18 protein-coding genes are annotated in these 16,810 nt (G+C 35.5%); 7 read left to right on the forward strand and 11 right to left on the reverse strand.

The annotated features are described in order from the left end of the window. Window positions 1–6: 6 nt before the first annotated feature. The 5 genes from radA to ACVWNY_RS11955 all read right to left on the reverse strand — a co-directional run bounded on the left by radA (window position 7) and on the right by ACVWNY_RS11955 (window position 5,267). The gene (radA, locus tag ACVWNY_RS11935; RefSeq protein WP_218326631.1) at window positions 7–1,377 is read right to left on the reverse strand and encodes a DNA repair protein RadA; all 1,371 of its coding nucleotides are present in this window, start codon (window positions 1,375–1,377) and stop codon (window positions 7–9) included. 8 nt (window positions 1,378–1,385) lie between these two features. After that, window positions 1,386–1,892, reverse strand: a complete 507-nt coding sequence (locus ACVWNY_RS11940) for a dCTP deaminase/dUTPase family protein (RefSeq protein ID WP_218326633.1) — start codon at window positions 1,890–1,892, stop codon at window positions 1,386–1,388. A gap of 196 nt (window positions 1,893–2,088) precedes the next feature. Continuing rightward, the gene (locus ACVWNY_RS11945) at window positions 2,089–3,885 is read right to left on the reverse strand and encodes a glycerophosphoryl diester phosphodiesterase membrane domain-containing protein (protein WP_218326635.1); all 1,797 of its coding nucleotides are present in this window, start codon (window positions 3,883–3,885) and stop codon (window positions 2,089–2,091) included. 5 nt (window positions 3,886–3,890) lie between these two features. Then, the gene (locus tag ACVWNY_RS11950) at window positions 3,891–4,829 is read right to left on the reverse strand and encodes a cation diffusion facilitator family transporter (RefSeq protein WP_218326637.1); all 939 of its coding nucleotides are present in this window, start codon (window positions 4,827–4,829) and stop codon (window positions 3,891–3,893) included. Window positions 4,830–4,847: 18 nt separating this feature from the next. Then, complete coding sequence (locus ACVWNY_RS11955; protein ID WP_218326639.1) at window positions 4,848–5,267, reverse strand: MarR family winged helix-turn-helix transcriptional regulator; 420 nt, start codon at window positions 5,265–5,267, stop codon at window positions 4,848–4,850. Window positions 5,268–5,394: 127 nt separating this feature from the next. Here ACVWNY_RS11955 and ACVWNY_RS11960 point away from each other — a divergent pair, with 127 nt between their 5' ends. Beyond that, window positions 5,395–5,691: a DUF2316 family protein gene (locus ACVWNY_RS11960; RefSeq protein ID WP_218326641.1), complete on the forward strand. Its 297-nt coding sequence runs from the start codon at window positions 5,395–5,397 to the stop codon at window positions 5,689–5,691. A 322-nt stretch (window positions 5,692–6,013) separates the two neighbouring features. Continuing rightward, window positions 6,014–6,982, forward strand: a complete 969-nt coding sequence (locus ACVWNY_RS11965) for an ABC transporter substrate-binding protein (RefSeq protein ID WP_218326643.1) — start codon at window positions 6,014–6,016, stop codon at window positions 6,980–6,982. A gap of 195 nt (window positions 6,983–7,177) precedes the next feature. On the opposite strand, the gene ACVWNY_RS11970 is transcribed toward ACVWNY_RS11965, so the two are convergent. Further along, on the reverse strand, window positions 7,178–8,122 hold the full coding sequence (locus ACVWNY_RS11970; RefSeq protein ID WP_218326645.1) for an aldo/keto reductase: 945 nt from the start codon (window positions 8,120–8,122) through the stop codon (window positions 7,178–7,180). Window positions 8,123–8,174: 52 nt separating this feature from the next. Then, a complete protein-coding gene (locus ACVWNY_RS11975; RefSeq protein ID WP_218326646.1) occupies window positions 8,175–9,008 on the reverse strand; it encodes a LysR family transcriptional regulator in 834 nt (277 codons plus the stop codon). Between the two features lie 99 nt (window positions 9,009–9,107). Between ACVWNY_RS11975 and ACVWNY_RS11980 the strand changes: the two genes are divergently transcribed. Further along, window positions 9,108–10,088: a YeiH family protein gene (locus tag ACVWNY_RS11980; protein ID WP_218326647.1), complete on the forward strand. Its 981-nt coding sequence runs from the start codon at window positions 9,108–9,110 to the stop codon at window positions 10,086–10,088. Window positions 10,089–10,143: 55 nt separating this feature from the next. Here the strand turns inward: ACVWNY_RS11980 and ACVWNY_RS11985 are convergent, their stop codons facing one another. The 3 genes from ACVWNY_RS11985 to ACVWNY_RS11995 all read right to left on the reverse strand — a co-directional run bounded on the left by ACVWNY_RS11985 (window position 10,144) and on the right by ACVWNY_RS11995 (window position 12,825). After that, window positions 10,144–10,902, reverse strand: a complete 759-nt coding sequence (locus ACVWNY_RS11985; RefSeq protein WP_218326648.1) for an EFR1 family ferrodoxin — start codon at window positions 10,900–10,902, stop codon at window positions 10,144–10,146. Between the two features lie 221 nt (window positions 10,903–11,123). Continuing rightward, window positions 11,124–12,254, reverse strand: coding sequence for an ABC transporter permease (locus tag ACVWNY_RS11990; RefSeq protein WP_218326649.1), 1,131 nt, complete (start codon window positions 12,252–12,254; stop codon window positions 11,124–11,126). A gap of 91 nt (window positions 12,255–12,345) precedes the next feature. After that, window positions 12,346–12,825: a DUF2798 domain-containing protein gene (locus ACVWNY_RS11995; protein WP_218326650.1), complete on the reverse strand. Its 480-nt coding sequence runs from the start codon at window positions 12,823–12,825 to the stop codon at window positions 12,346–12,348. 524 nt (window positions 12,826–13,349) lie between these two features. Here ACVWNY_RS11995 and ACVWNY_RS12000 point away from each other — a divergent pair. The 4 genes from ACVWNY_RS12000 to ACVWNY_RS12015 are packed head-to-tail and all read left to right on the forward strand — an operon-like array spanning window position 13,350 to window position 14,964. Further along, a complete protein-coding gene (locus ACVWNY_RS12000; RefSeq protein ID WP_218326651.1) occupies window positions 13,350–13,592 on the forward strand; it encodes a GlsB/YeaQ/YmgE family stress response membrane protein in 243 nt (80 codons plus the stop codon). 18 nt (window positions 13,593–13,610) lie between these two features. Next, window positions 13,611–14,177: an alkaline shock response membrane anchor protein AmaP gene (gene amaP, locus ACVWNY_RS12005; RefSeq protein ID WP_218326653.1), complete on the forward strand. Its 567-nt coding sequence runs from the start codon at window positions 13,611–13,613 to the stop codon at window positions 14,175–14,177. A 10-nt stretch (window positions 14,178–14,187) separates the two neighbouring features. Beyond that, window positions 14,188–14,376 (forward strand): DUF2273 domain-containing protein, encoded by a 189-nt coding sequence (locus tag ACVWNY_RS12010; protein ID WP_218326654.1) that lies wholly within the window; start codon window positions 14,188–14,190, stop codon window positions 14,374–14,376. 18 nt (window positions 14,377–14,394) lie between these two features. Continuing rightward, complete coding sequence (locus ACVWNY_RS12015) at window positions 14,395–14,964, forward strand: Asp23/Gls24 family envelope stress response protein (RefSeq protein ID WP_218326656.1); 570 nt, start codon at window positions 14,395–14,397, stop codon at window positions 14,962–14,964. Between the two features lie 38 nt (window positions 14,965–15,002). Here the strand turns inward: ACVWNY_RS12015 and ACVWNY_RS12020 are convergent, their stop codons facing one another. Next, on the reverse strand, window positions 15,003–16,763 hold the full coding sequence (locus ACVWNY_RS12020) for a DNA-binding protein (RefSeq protein WP_218326658.1): 1,761 nt from the start codon (window positions 16,761–16,763) through the stop codon (window positions 15,003–15,005). Window positions 16,764–16,810: the final 47 nt, after the last annotated feature.

The following is a 16,810-nucleotide window of genomic DNA, read 5'->3' on the forward strand; positions in this document are numbered from 1 at the left end:
CTCCTTTTATTTAAATACTTTTTTCAATGTTTCAGCTAATGTTGTAACTGCCACTAATTCAATACCTTTTGGCGGCGTCCAATCACCTAGATTATTCTTAGGTAGATAAATCTTTTTAAAACCTAATTTTGCCGCCTCTTTTACCCGTGATTCAACACTAGAAACGCGTCGTACTTCACCAGTTAGACCAATTTCACCGATAAAACATTCATTGGATGCGGTGCCTTTTTCTTCATAGCTTGAAGCAATTGCAACTGCTAAAGCCAAATCAATCGCTGGTTCATTTAATTTTACGCCACCTGCTGCTTTTAAAAAGGCATCTTGGTTTTGCAATAATAATCCTGCTCTTTTTTCCAGAACTGCCATAATTAATGAAACGCGATTAAAATCCAACCCTGTAGTGGTCCGTTTAGCATTACCAAAAACAGTCGGTGATACTAAAGCTTGAATCTCAACCAAAATTGGTCGGCTGCCTTCTAAAGCTACGACAATTGCTGAACCAGTCGCACCAGCCAAGCGTTCTTCTAAAAATACTTGTGAAGGATTAGCAACTTCTACCAGTCCCCGTTCTCGCATTTCAAAAATGCCAATTTCATTAGTAGAACCAAAACGGTTTTTAACTGCCCGCAAAATTCGGAAGCTGTGGTGTTTTTCGCCTTCAAAATAAAGCACTGTATCCACCATATGCTCCAACATGCGCGGTCCAGCAATATTTCCTTCTTTAGTTACATGCCCCACAATAAAAATCGCAATTCCATTGGTTTTTGCAATCTTCATTAATTCGGCAGTGGTTTCTCGGACTTGGCTGACTGAACCAGCAACACTAGTAATATCTGGTTGCGTCATGGTTTGAATCGAATCGATAATCACATAATCTGGTTTAAGTTGTTCAATCGCATGAGTAATTTCTGCCATATCTGTTTCTGCATATAAATAAAAATCAGTATCGCTAGAACCCAATCGTTCTGCCCGCAATTTTATTTGTTGGGCACTTTCTTCGCCGGAAACATACAATACTTTCCCGCCAGTCGCAGCTAATTGATGAGACACCTGTAAAAGTAATGTTGATTTCCCAATCCCGGGATCTCCACCAATTAAAACCAATGATCCTGGAACAACACCGCCTCCTAAAACCCGATTTAATTCAGCTAATTCTGTTTGAATTCTGGTTTCTTTTGTGAAGACAACATCTTTTAATTTTGTAGGCTGCGCTTTTTCACCGGTTAAACTTACGCGATTACGCCGATCTTCCGTGTCTTGTTGAATTTCTTCAACTAGAGTATTCCATTTGCCACACTGTGGGCATCGTCCTAAATATTTAGGTGAAACGTAACCACAGTTTTGACAAACAAATTGAACTTTTGCTTTTTTTGCCATTGAATCACCTACTCTTTACCAGATGAACCAAAACCGCCGGTGCGTTTTTCATTTGCCACATCGTTATCGGCTTTTAAGAATGGTAAGAAAATACCTTGCCCAATCCGTTCACCTTTTTTTATTTTGACATCAGTTAATCCAAAATTAGAAAATTGGAACATAATATGTCCTTCATTGTCTGGATTATTATAATAGTCACTATCGATCACACCGACACCATTGCTTAACACTAAAAAGCGTTTTAATGGATTACTGGAGCGATTAGCTAATTGTAAATACTCATCTTCGCCCATGTAAGACTTGATTCCAGTTGCTACTAATACAGGTTTTACTAACTTTTCATCGACCGTTTTATTACTAACAAAATGATGAATTAATTGTTTCCAAACTGCTGGAATAACAATATCTTCGGCGGCTTCAAAATCATAACCAGCGGCATTTTCAGTTGCTCGCTGCGGTAATTGAATATTTTGATCCTTGAAAGCTGAAACTACTTCAAAGCCTCTTTTTCTCATCTAAACGCTCCCTCTAAACATCAATGTTTTATATTATCATTTCTTGCTGTTTTCACTTCAATCGTTTTTTGATTACCTGAGCAAACACAATAAAATAATGTATCCTAACTCCTTGTGAAAGCTATTGCTATTTTAACATAACCATTGATTAATTTAGTCAGGTTAACTAAAAATTGCTGGATATTTAAGTATTCTACTAATTTTCTTGCGGTTTTCCATCAAAGCTTGGTAATCGGTTAATGTAAAGCTCAATTCTTTTAGCATAACTAGGATTGTCTTGGAAATTTTTTATTTGTTCTTTTAACAATGTAATATTATCAGTAATAATCCCATCAGCACCCATAAACATCATACGATCCATACTGTCACTGTCATTTACTGTCCAAGCATAAACTTGCTTATTTGCGCTAGTGGCTTGCTCAATGAATTCACTGGTTAAAGTAGTTTCTTCCATCGTATAGGCGTTGGCTACTGTCTGAGGAAAAGTTAGATTGAACGGCAAAATATAGCTGACAAATAATTTTGGTGCTTTTTCTTTTAAGCCGCTGACAACTTGGTAATCTAGTGATTGAATTTGATGTTGATTGGTTAAAATATTTTGTTGATACTTCTGAATAAATCGCTCCAACATATCCTTTGAATCATGAGAGGTTGTTTTGATTTCAATTAATAATTTTTGCTTGTGCTGATTCGCATAAGCTAGATAGTCATCAAAACTGGCAATTTTGGCACTATAGCCATTTTCATGAGCGGTTAATTCAGTCAATTCTGCTAATGTTAATTGATAAGGTGCTTTATTTACACCTGTTAATTTTTTTAAATTCTCATCGTGCATCACGACAAATTGATGGTCCTTTGTTTCATGAATATCCATTTCTATATAATCTGGCTTGATTTTCATGGTTTTTGTCATAGCAGGAATGGTATTTTGCACACCATTTTGATTGTCCACACCACGATGGGAAATAACTAAAGGTTCTAATGGATAAAGACCGGCCAAATACAATCCATTAGCAATCAAAGCAGAGCCACCAAAAATTAGAATAACTGCACCGGCTATTAAACGCGTCCACAAAACCCATTTTATTTTCAATGCGTTTTCTTCATTAACTACCAATGGATAAAATTTTTGCACTAGTAAACTAAAATATAAGACACTTGTCCAACCAATCATAAATTGACTAAACATCTGGACGCCAGTTAAATTTAACATGGCAAAGATTAGCGGTAGCTTTCCTGGTAGTTGATCAAATAAAACTTGCAACAAATAGCTTACTTCAAAGCCTATTCCTGAAATAAGCGACAATACGAATGAAAGAAAGAAAATTTGAAGAACGTAGCGCCAAAAATGTTTCGCCGTTAACTGCCAGCTTTCTCTAACCGCCGCCCACGCTCGATATTGTTTAAAAATCATCAAGGGTAAAACAAACAACAGTCGGATCCCTATATAATATACGATTCCAGATAACAACAGTAATAGTAGCGACACAGCCCAATTATTCGCTAGATAGTCTAAAATAAAAACCGGTATTGTCACTTTGCTCAATAAAGGGGTTCTGAAAACAGCATTTGCGAAAGGCAAAATCAAAATAAAATAAAAAATGAAGAAGAAAAATGTTCCCGGGCGTAAATACCGCATTTGCAAGATAGCTGTTTTAAAATTCCGCCAAAACGATTCTTGGCTATTCGTTTGTAATACCCGAATCCCCAGCAGTTGAAAAGTAAATTGCCAGAAAATTAAAGCAAAAATAAGGAGCATCAATAATAACAAAGCCGCCAAAACGGCAGGATGTTTGGTAAGAATATTTAAAATATTGGTGTTTGAAACATAAGGGATATTTCCTAGTTTTAAAATTTCCGCTGTCAAAAATTGAAACACTGGAATCGCTATATAGGTCAATGCCAAATTTGTTCCAATAATCAATAATGTATAACTACCCCAACGACGTAAAAATTCTTTTGAATACGTGAAAAAAAATCGAATTGCTGGCATTATTTTCAGTCCTTTGATTGTTGATAATTAGGATCATACTCATCAGTCTCAATGTAGATATAAGCCTTTTTATCTGACAGATTTTGACGGATATCCGCTTCAATATTATTGACAACATCATAACTGATTTCTTCAAAATCATCAGCTATATCAATTTTTGCAGCAATCATAATTTCCGTCGGTGCTAAATGGACTGTTTTGATGTCGATTAAACGTTTAACTTCTGGCCGTTGAAAAGCGGTTTTTATCTTGGTTAAGTCTTGACTCGAGACACTCTCGCCAATCATCAAACTGTAAAATTCGCGCGCTAGAAAAATAGAAGCAAACATTAGCATTAAACCAATCAACAACCCACTTAATGCATCAAAAATTGGATTTTCTGTTACCATTGTTAAAATCGTTCCAACAATCGCTAAAATCAATCCTAAAACAGCACAAAAATCTTCTGTAAAAATAATCAAAATTTCACTATAGCGACTTTCTTTTAAAAATTTAAATAAAGGTAATTTTTCACGATTCAACTCACCGATTTCTTTGAAAGCTACTCGCAAAGAACTCCCTTCCACCAATATACCAAAGACTAAAATGACTAAAACGATCACCGGGTTTTCAACTGCATGATTGGGGTGAATTAGCTTTTGAAAAGCTTCCATTACGCCCAATGCACCACCACCAAAAAACAGCATCGTGGCGACGATTGTACTGAAAAAATATTTCGCCCGACCTTCGCCGAATTGATGCAAATCACTTTGACCTCGACCGGCCCTTTGGTTGCCAAATAATAACAAAATTTGATTACTACAATCCACTACACTGTGGATACTTTCATTCATCATAGCGGCGCTCCCACTAAGTAAAAATCCAATAAATTTGCTGATCGCTACTAAAATATTGGCTCCTAGTGCGGCAAATACCGCTGTTGACCCTGATTTTTTGATTTCCATTACCTAGCCTACTTTCTATTAAAAGGCATCGATTAAACGAGCAAATTGTTGATTGAGTTCGTCTATTTCTGATGTCGCTAAATTCCCCGTTAGTTTTTTGTCTAGCTTAGCAAAAATTGCTTGAATCAACAAAACCTTTTGATTACCGGAGGTGCTTAAAGAAAGTTTTTTTTGGCGAGCATTATCGGTGGACTGCTTACGTTCAACTAAATTCTTATTTTCTAATACTTTCAATAAATTCGTGACTGTTGCTTTTTGTTTTCCTAAATAATCGGCTAAATCAGTTTGAATTACATTGGGATAAACCGCTAAAAAATCTAGGGTTCGAGCTTGCAACATATTTAACCCTATTTTTTTTAACTCTTTATGAACAAATCTTTGCTGTAAACTTTCCAAATGATGAACTTTCTCTGCTAATGAATCAAGATTTTTCTCCACGCTAATCACCTCCAATTAAACTTAACGAAAAACAGTTTTATTTACAACTATTTAATTGACAAACAAATCTTATCAGCGTAAACTCATCGCAGATTAAGTTGTAAATACAACTATGGAGGGGAATTACATGTCGCTCAATCAAACAGAACAACAGCAGACAATTGATGATTTAAAAAGAAATTTTACTTTATCTGGATTAACCCTAGAACAAGTCGCTAATGATTTAATGACCACACCAGCGCGAATCGAAAATATTTTAAATCTTAAAATAGAATCAATCGAAGAGCCTTGGATTTTACGAAATTATTTGACTGAAAAGCTAGCAGAAATAGGAAAAAAAGCTGAATTTACAGTATTAGTCGGAGATTACCATCGTTTATGGTTTTTAAATAGTCAAAAAATCGATCATAGACTCATTGGCTAAAACATGTGAATTATTTTCATTTTATTATTTACATCTCATTTTTCTTACTGTATACTCATCTTTAACAAAAGTTGGAGGGATTTTTCATGACATTACAAAAACACTCACAACTGAATAACCAATATTACTATAGCTATTTTAGGTAAGTTTGCAACCAGACATTGTGGATGCAGACGACATGTATCTATGATGGCTGTAGCGTTTCGGCGTGGCCACGTAGGATTTTTTCTAAGTGGCTAGGCAAAATAAATTTGTCTTTGTATTTTCGTCATCCACTTAGAAATAGGTGGATGACTTTTTTTATACGAAGGGGAAGATATTTATGAAAAAAATGTTGTTATGTAGTTTAAGCGTACTAGGTTTACTGACTTTGGCGGCTTGTGGAAATAGTAGTGCCGACAGTCAAAAGGATGATGTCAAAGAAATCGGCGTTTTACAATTAGTGGAACACGATTCTTTGGATCAATCTTACGAAGGTTTTGTCGATGGTTTAGCAGAAGAAGGCTTTGTCGATGGCGAAAATATTAAAATCAATTATCAAAATGCCCAAAACAATCAAGACAATCTGCGTTCCATGACTGAAAATCTAATCAAAGAAGATCCAGATTTGTTATTAGGAATTACAACAGCAGCAGCTCAAAGTTTGGCAACTATGACTAGCGATATTCCGATTGTAGTAACTTCTGTGACCGATTTGAAAACAGCAAAATTAGTTGATAATTATAAAAAACCAGGGGGAAATGTTACTGGAACCAGTAATCTATCTCCTGTGAAAAAACAGATTGAGTTACTTTTATCAATTGTACCGGATGCTAAAAAAATTGGTATGATCTACAATTCCGGCGAAATTAATTCTCAAGTTCAGATTGATATTGCTAAAGAAGTATTAGATGAGAAGGGTGTCGATTACGAAATAAAAACCGTCACCAGCACCAACGATGTGCAACAGGTCGCTGAAAAAGTCGCTGCTTCTTGTGATGGCATCTACGTTCCAACAGACAATACAATGGCAAGTGCAGCGACAATTACCGGTGATGTTGTTAAGGAAGCAAAAGTGCCACTTGTTTACGGTGCAGTAAGTGAAACCAAATTAGGCGGTTTAGCTAGTTACGGCGTCAACTACCATGATCTGGGAGTCCAAACTGGAAAAATGGCAGCCAAAATTTTAAATGGCGAAGCTGAACCAGCTGATATTCCAGTCGAACATGCTAAAAATCTAGAATTTTATGTGAATCCAGAAATGGCAGAGGCTTTGGGCATTGATCCAAATAGCATAAAAAAACCAGAATAAATTTATCTTTCGAATAAAAATAATTTTTTTTCAAGCAATATTCTTAACTTTTTCATCTTTTGCGATTATTATATGAGTATACCAACAAACAACCCTATTACTTTTTCATTTTTAACTCCTTGCCCACTGGTTCCCCGACCAGTGGGCATCCTTTTTGTCCATAAAAAAGAACGAGCAAAAAGCTCGTTCAAAATTTTAGGGCATATCATTACCAGCTGCGTAATAAATGTCATACCATTCTTGTTTTGTTAGGACTACATTTCCTCCAGCGGCTGAGTCAGCAATTCTTTCAGGATTCATCGTTCCTAAAATAACTTGCATATTGGCTGGATGTCTTAAAATCCAAGCAGTTGCAATGGCATTTTTGCCTACCCCATATTTTTCAGCTAGATCAGCTAACAATTGATTTAATTCAGGGAATTTTTCATTGTTAATAAAAGTGCCGTCAAAGAAACCGTATTGGAATGGTGACCAAGCTTGAATTGTTACCCCTTTACGGCGAGAAAATTCCAGCAACCCACCATCATGATTAATTGAGCGGGCGTCTGTCATGTTGGTATGCATACCGAAATCAACCATGCCTGTGTGCATAATACTAAATTGTAATTGGTTAATTAATAATGGTTGTTTCAAACCGCTTTGCAACAATTTAAATTGCTCAGGGTTAAAATTAGAAACACCAAAGTGACGAACTTTTCCACTTGCTTGTAATAGATCAAAAGCCTCAGCGATTTCATCAACTTCCATCAAAGGATCTGGGCGATGCAGTAAGTAAGCATCTAAGTAATCAACATCCATTCGTTTTAAAATTCCATCCACCGATGACAATAGATGTTCTTTAGAAAAATCATAGCGTCCACCATATAAACTATCTTGTTCTTTGCTTGGAATAATACCGCCCTTAGATTGCAGCCACAAATCTTCTCGCTTCACACCAGAATCTTTTAACGCTTGACCGAAAACTATCTCTGCTTGACCATCTGAATACATGTCTGCAGAATCAATATAATTAATCCCATTTTCAAAAGCAGTTGCTACAGCTGTCGCCGCCTCTTTTGCAGAAACTTTACTCATCCGCATGATGCCTAAAATGACGCTAGAAGCTTCCCAATTCGTGCTGCCGATTTTAATTTGTTTCATGTTATTCTCCTTTTCTTTACTTACTATGACTCTTGTTCATTGTAGAGAGTCCTTAATTTTCTGTCAATTTATTTTCAGCGAATCCTCTCAACCTAATCCAGTCAAACACTTTATTTAAGTCTATCGGTAATGGTGGTTCTCTTTTTACTAAATAAAAATGGCGAATGTATTTTTCAGACAAGCTTTCATAATTCAGATCAGCTGCAGCTCGCTTAGAGATCAACGAACAACCAAAGCCTTTTTTCAATAAAGACACGATAACCTCATTGCTTTCGATAACTATTTGTTCCTGTTGGATATCATTTTCTGCTAAAAAACGGTGTGTGTAATAGGCCACCCCTGAAGTTTTTTCTCGTACTAACCAAGGACCCTGCTCTAGATCCCCAGCCACAACTAATTGATCTTCAATTAAAGGAAAGCGCAACAGATTTTTTGCTGACAAAGGTTTTTCGATGAAGCCAAAATCAATTTCATGATGCTCCAAGGCTTGAATAACTTCCAATGAGTTCATCATTTTAATAGTAAAGCTTATTTTAGGAAACAATTTTTTTAATTGCATCAATAAATCAGGCAACAGATAGACGGCAAAGGTATGCGAAGCGCCGATAATTGCTCGCAGCTGATGGTTTTCTTGTTGCTTCAAGGTTTCCGTCAAAATCTCCCAATCTTCTAACAACATCAACCCTTTTTCATATAGAAGCTCTGCTTGTGGCGTAGTCAAAATTTCTTTGCGACCATTTCTGATAAATAGCGTAACGCCTAACTCATTTTCCAATTGTTTAATTTGAGCTGAGACGGTTGGTTGGGCAACAAATAAAAGTTCTGCTGCTTTGGAGAAATTTTTGGTTTCGTATACAACTTTGAATGTTTCTAGATATTTAAACATGTGAACCCTTCCATCAAATATTTTAATTAAAGCTATTATATCAATTAATAATAATAATGGTAGTTATCCTTTATAATATGGAAAGAAAGAGGGGACATTATGAAAAAGATTTTACCAGGATTGAGTTTATCGATTGGGGTAGCAATCATTGCTAAACTATTAGCGATTTTCTTTCCAAGCTTAGGCGGAGCAACAATAGCGATATTTTCAGGTATTATTTTAGGAAATACATTTTTTAAACAAGACACTTTGGCCATGGGAACAAAATTTGCCGAAAGTCGTCTACTAGAATATTCTGTTGTTCTATTAGGTTTTACTGTAACTTTTCAAACCATTAGCCATTTAGGTGTTAACGGTTTGCTTTATATTATTTGCATGATGGCTACTGTAATTATTGCGGCAATTTTTCTAGGAAAAAAATTAGGTTTTTCTGATAAGATGGCAATGATGATGGCCGGCGGAAATGCCGTCTGTGGATCTTCCGCGATTGGTGCGATTGCGCCAAGCATCGGAGCCGATGATGAAGAAAAAGGCCAAGTGATTACTTTAGTGAATTTATTAGGAACTGTCATGATGCTGGCCTTGCCTTTATTAGCCGTCACCCTATTAGGAAAGAATTTATTAACCAGTAGTGCTTTATTAGGTGGTACGTTACAATCAGTCGGACAAGTAGTAGCAGGTGCTAGCCTAATCAATCAAGAAACTGTTAGTTATGCCATGCTGTTTAAAATTACCCGTATTTTATTTTTAGTCGTGGTAGTTTTTATCTTCCAACAAAGAACCAAAAAACTTTCACCAACAACATTACAAACGACTAAAAAATTTCCGGTGCCTTGGTATGTGTTAGCTTTTTTAGGAGTTTGTATCCTGAATAGCTTTTTTAATCTACCAACACTTTTTTCTGATGGTGCACATTTCATCAGTACTTGGTTTGAAACAACTGCTTTAGCTGCCATCGGTTTACGGCTCGATTTTCGCAAGTTTATTAAAGAAGGACCGCGCTTTTTAATCTACGGCTTATCCGTCGGAATTGTTCAAACTATAGCGGCTCTTGCCTTCATTTATTTATTAAAAATATAGCTCTCTCATGAAATTCAAAATGACCACGAAAAATTATTTTTTCGTGGTCATTCTTTTATTTCAAGAAAAGTTGATTGGCTTTATGTCCCGTCGCCACTTCTTGTAAATGATTTTTTAGTGATGCGATGGCTGTGGGATCTACATAACGAGCTTTTTCTGGGCAGATATGAATACAACGCATACATAAAATACATTTTTCAAAAATAGTTTCTCGCGGATTTTCATAAGGAATCGCACAAGTCGGACATTTTTCAGCACATAATTTACAATCGGTGCAGGCATCACTGGTCAACGGACGATAGTCGGCTGTTTGATAAGAACGATAAGGTTTGTTTCCAAGAGCAGATATTTCACTCGGTTGGGCTTGGATTTTGATCTGGATTTTTTTGGCAAAATCATTCAACTCAGCTATATCAGCTTCGTTGGGTCGTCCTGTTCCAAACTCACCGACAATTGAATGTTCCGTCACACTGGCAACAGCAGCATTTACTACAAACCCTTTTGGCGATAAGAAATCTTGTAATTCTAAAAATAAATCGTCAAAGGCTCGATTGCCATACGTAGCAATTAAAATAGCAGGTGTTTCCTTTCCACGGATTTCTGTCAAATGTGCCAAGGCTAGTGCCGGTACCCGACCGCCAAATGCCGGAACCGCGAAGTAGCACACATCTTCCTGATTAAAAGTATGAGCATATTCAAAATTTTGTTTCGTTAGATCAATTCTTTTCACTGGCTCTTTCCAAACTTTGGCTAAGAGCTTTCCGACCCTTTTACTAGAACCTGTAGGACTAAAATGTAATAAAAAAATCCCCATGATAGCGCCTCCTTTATTATAAAGTAAGTGTACCACGGGAATTTAAGAATTTTATTTTATTTTTAAAAAAAGGATGCCCGCTAGTCGGGGAACTAGCGGGCTAGGAGTTAAAAATGAAAAAGTGTTAGGGTTGTTTGTTGGTATACATAGATAATACCGACAAATTATGAATCAATTGTGAAGAAATTCTAGCAAAAATTTTCTTTTTTACTTAACAAAACTCAAAGTTTATTTTTTCCCCACCAACTACCAAAGCCGGTTAACAACAACCAACTACCCAATAGAATCACTACGGCACTAAGCGCGCCATTTGTCGTAACCGCATCTGAAGCGATTCTTAACGGCATACTAAATTGCGAAAGAAAAGGAATATAGGAACTAATCGCAGTAATTTGATTTCCCGCATCAACTTCGCCTAAAATACGATTTACTGCAAAAGCCGCAATAATTAAAATTACTACCGTTTGTCCGCTAGGTTGTTCATTTATTTTTTTACCAATCAAACCATTTAATGACGCGAGAGTAATAAATAGTAAAAAGCCTAACAACATCAATAGGATCAGCGCTAGAAAATCACCATCAAGAATAATTTTAACTGGTTCATAATAAACAAAATAGCTTAATAATTCTGATTCCTTAAACAGTTGATAAAAGCCAATACCCACGCCACTCCAAACAATGAATTGGGTCAAACCTACTAATGCAATTCCCATTAACTTACTTAGATAACTACGATGATCTTTTTGGCTAAACTCTCCGGTAGTTATTGGGATAAATAGAATTAAAAAGATGAATAACGTCAAAGTAGTAAAAGAATAAACCAAATACTTAAAGCCTGCTGAGCCTGAACGAATCACTTCCATGCGACGCCCTTGAAAACCGACTCGATGAAATGAAAATCGGGCAGGAACAATAATTTGATCTACCAAACTACCATCTAAATCAATCGCTTCAGCCCGCAAATTTCTCTGCAGCTCACTAGCAATACTCGAAACCTCATCCTCCACATTAATTCCTACTGGAATTTTGCTGTACAGCTTGGCCCGCACAACACTGGTGCTAGAAGTATTTAAAACAATATACGCGTCGATTTTATTATTCATTAAACGTTTTTTGGCTTGTTTTTTAGTGGTAATTTTTTCGAAATGAAATTCTTCTTGAGGGATTTCTTTTAATTGTTTAAAGGTAGCAGGTAGATTGCTGACAACACCAATCGTTTCAATATCATAATTGTCTTCATAAATTTTTTCTGCCGCGAAAAAAATAGCTACTAATAAAAAAGGCAGTAACAACAATAAAATAAAACTACCGCTTTTAATATTTTTCAAATAGGTCTGTTTGACACCCTTCATTTTTCGAATCAGTCCCTTCTCATACATTCTAGAAGGTTTTCTGATGATAGTCCAAAAAAAAGACACCTCCGTGTTAGAAAGTGCCGAAAAATTAATCTAGTGTTACATCTACTGAACGATTTTTTTCTGAGATTTTTTGAAATGTTGCTAAAGCTTTTCTTGAAATAGGACCCACTATTAATAGTTGTAAAGGTAAAGCCATCACGATGTTGGTTAAAATTGCCCGACCATACATAGCTAAAAATTGACTACTAAATCCTTGTTCATAAATCACACCGTAAAATGACATACATAAAACCATCCCCGTCACCATACAACCGGAAATTGCTAAAATTTTATGCAACATTTTTTCTTGGTTGATTGGTAATTTAAAAGCAACCGATTTTGCCACTTTTCCGACGATAAATACATCTAAAATAAATGCAACAACAAATCCGGGAATCAAGCCAGTCAATAATGCCATTATTGAAAAAGCACCATGTACAATTAAATTATAAGTACTCATTCCTAAGACCATCATGAAACACATCATCGTTGTAAAAAGCAATCCTTCTGTTTTTGTTTTGGGCATTACATCCACTCCTTTTTTGTTTGACTGAATTATATTTTCTGAAAAGTTACGAAATATTTTTCAGCACATTGATTAAGGTAGCACAGAAAAAAATTCTTCGTAAGCATTTTTTTCGATTTTAGTAAAATAATTTTTCAGACTAAAGAATCTTCTGTTTTTTAGTTTTCAATCTTCCACAAATTAAAGGCCACTATTGCTTGTTTTTTATCCATGTAATTAAATAAATAAATAAAAAAACATTTTTTGTCAAAAATCAAATGATTACTCTGGAACAAAAAATAAATATTTTTCCGTATATATAATAGGAAGTAATCAAAAATCAATCAGAAATTTTTGTATATATAAATAATTGATAGTATTTTTAAGTCTTATTATTACCGTTTCCAGCCGTAATTGTCGTATGCTTCATTTACAGGCAGGGCCCGCCGAATGATGCGAAAAACATCAGAATCAGAAAAAGAATTGAATAAGCATCTCAAAAAAATTAGGTATTTACTATCTAAAATAAAAAAGGAGAGATTACGATGGGTCTTATATGGTCATTAATCGTTGGTGGTGTGATTGGCGCTATTGCAGGTGCAATCACTAAGAAAGGTTCTTCAATGGGAATCATTGCAAATATAATTGCTGGTTTAGTTGGTTCAGCTCTTGGACAAGCTATTTTAGGAAGTTGGGGACCATCACTTGCCGGCATGGCAATTGTTCCTTCAATCATTGGTGCAATTATCCTAGTTGCAGTGGTTTCATTCTTCCTAGGTAAAAGATAAAAGGAAGGAATGAATTAGATGCGAAAACTAACGAAAATAATCGGAATTCTAGCGCTAATTTTACTTTTCTTCCCACTTTTTTTTAATATAATTGAAAACCAAAATGTTGCTCCGGTAAAATTAAACTTTTTACCGATGAAAGAATATCCCTTAATTGGTGAATATATCCCAGAATTTTTATTTTGGGTTAGTCTTGGCTTCATGATTCTTTTATTGATAGGTCTTTTAGTTATTATCTTCTTCCCCAATGTGAGTAAAGAGCTCCACTTTGAAAAAAGTGATGGTGCTTTAATCGTACAAGCTAAAGCCCTGGAGAATTTTGTATTGACCACCGTTCAACAAGAACCTTATATATCTGAACCAAATGTAAAGGTAAAGATTAAAAAGAAGAAAATTAAAATTAAAGTACAGGGTAAAATGCGCAATATGTTTCATGCCACTACTAAACAGGAACAGTTGGCAGCCGAAATCAAAGATAAAATTACTACTTTAATTGGTCCAAATGAGAAGGTTTTTACTGAGGTCACTTTTAAGAACTTCAAGACAAATAAAACGCAAACTCAAGAGCAACCTCGAGTGATATAAGGAGGAGCTTATGGAAAATTTTTTAAAGCGCTATAAGTATCCACTGATTTTTGGCGGGATTGGCTTAATTTTAGCGATTCTATTCATTACAGTTGGATTTTTAAAAACAATTTTACTGGTCATCTTTACCTTAATAGGAAGTTATCTTGGCTATTATTTACAGTCAATTGGTTTTTTTGATCAGTTTAAAAGATATTAAAATAGGAGGACGAGAACTATGGATACGAAAGAAATGAACAAACCAGTAACACCGGCAACACCAGATATGTCAGAAAAGAATCATAATATCAAAGGTGACCTAACTTTTGACGACAAAGTGATTCAAAAGATTGTTGGGATTGCTTTAGAAAAAATTGATGGTTTATTAACTGTTGATGGCGGATTTTTCTCTAACTTAGCTGAAAAATTAGTCAATACTGATAACGTAACTTCTGGAATTGATGTAGAAGTTGGAAAAAAACAAGTAGCTGTTGACTTAGATATTGTGGCTGAATACGGTAAAGATATTACTGATATCTATGAACAAATCAAAAAAGTTATTTCTGAAGAAATGAACAAAATGACTAGTCTTGATGTGATTGAAGTCAATGTAAATGTGGTTGACGTAAAAACACGTGAACAATATGAAGAAGATTCAGTCACAGTCCAAGATCGTGTTGGTGACGCTGCTGAATCAACTGGTGAATTTGCTTCTCGTCAAACAGATAAAGCAAAATCAGCAATGAATCGTACTGGTAACAAAGCAAAAAATTCTATTAATGAAGCAAAAGAACCTCGCGTTCAATAACAAAAACAGGCAATGGTCAGCTGACCATTGCCCTTTTTTTATTCTGGTGTCACATTTTGAATCGTTAAATCCTCCACTGTTGCGGTAGTTTGTCCTTTAATTACATTGGCTTTAAAGCTTACTGTATCGCCAACTTCTAAAAAGATCGAGTATAAATTATTACTGGTATTCATAATAAAGATTGTTTCGTCATTTTCTAATAGGAAAGAAACAGTCGTAGTCGTACCATTCGTATTGAGATTCACTCTGCGAACTACACCAGAAAATTCGGTTAAATCACTAGCTGCAACATTGTTATTACTGGAATCAGTTGTCGCTAGCTGTGTTCGATAAGCGTCCAATGTTCCTTGGGCTGTATCACCATCTACTAAAATATCACTATCAATCGCACTGAGATAAACATATTTTTTGAAGATCCCATTGGAATCTAGTAAAGAAATCACCCAAGTTGGCGTTCCCGAAACATTATATAAAATCGGCATACGAGCCTTCCATTTTTTCTCTGGATAAATCTTCGAAGCGACACTAATCGCCCCATCACTATCCATCATTCCTTTTTTATCACGATAATATTGTAAAACACCGGTCCGAGCATTAATCAAACTATAACCTAACGCCGAATCTTGAGAAGAATCTGGGCTAGTGAAATCAGTGAAATACAACAAATTATCTTTTTTATCTAACAAAGGCGTCACCGCACCATTGGAATAAATACCATTATCAGTTGGTTCTTTGACATTTTTCTGGCCAAAGAAAGAATTCCACCAGCCATCGCCATATTTTCCATAAAATTGATTCATTTCTTGAGCAACTTTACTAGTTAATGGCGCATCCACGAATTTTGGCACATCTTTTAAATCATAGACTTTCACATCACCAGTAACGGCATTTAATAAAGCAACTTTGTAACGATTAAAATAAGTAATTCCGCTAATCCCGTATTCTTTCGTCAAAGTTTGCACATAATAAGGTGTGCCATCATTAGCGATTTCTAAGTTCACCGCACCCACATTGGCATATTGTGTCGCCTCAGAGTATATCTTTCGACCAGCATCATAATTTAAATAAGCCGTTGGAATATATTTCATTTTACTTTTAACAAATTTCGGTTGGGCATTAATATCGGTTGCTGAGATAATCAAATACCCGGGTGATTCTCGGAATTTAAACCACTTTGTTAATCCTTTAAATTCTAATGAGGCAACATAAACATAATCTCCATCAACGTTTTGCGCGGTAATTGTCCCTAGATCATAGACATTGCTATTAGGCACAACACTCATCATTTTACGCATTTTATTGCGTGCACTGGCTGTTGAGATAGCAATTGGCGTTTCTTCAGTCGAACGAAGCTCTTCAGTTTTGCTAACTTTTTTTACTTGGATGGTATCGTAAACATTATTAATACTAGTGATTCGTAAAACAGCACTGGCTGCCGCAAATAATATACCGATGACTAAAATAAGTACCGGAATTTTGGCAGGAAAGCCAAAGCCTTTAAATTGAAAATTTCTAACTCCTTTACCACTGATTGGTCCAGCTATTTTTTCTATCGGTGAAGAAAAAAATAGCACCAAACTAATTAAAAAAGCGACCGTCAAATTACTAGAAATAATTGAGCTTAAATTTTGCGGAGGCGTCATCCAATAGACAAAAATGAAGGAACATATAAAGAAGAAAAGATAAATGATCATTCCTTTTTTTACGCCTTGCCCTTTCCGCCGCACAATATCATAAATAATTGGTAATAAACCTAAGGCTGTAAAGATAAATGTAATCCCTAACAAATTTAAAAACATGACACTTCCCCTTTTTTTGATGTAATAGCTTATTATAGCAAGAATTC

It is taken from the genome of Enterococcus sp. JNUCC 77, assembly GCF_054819945.1.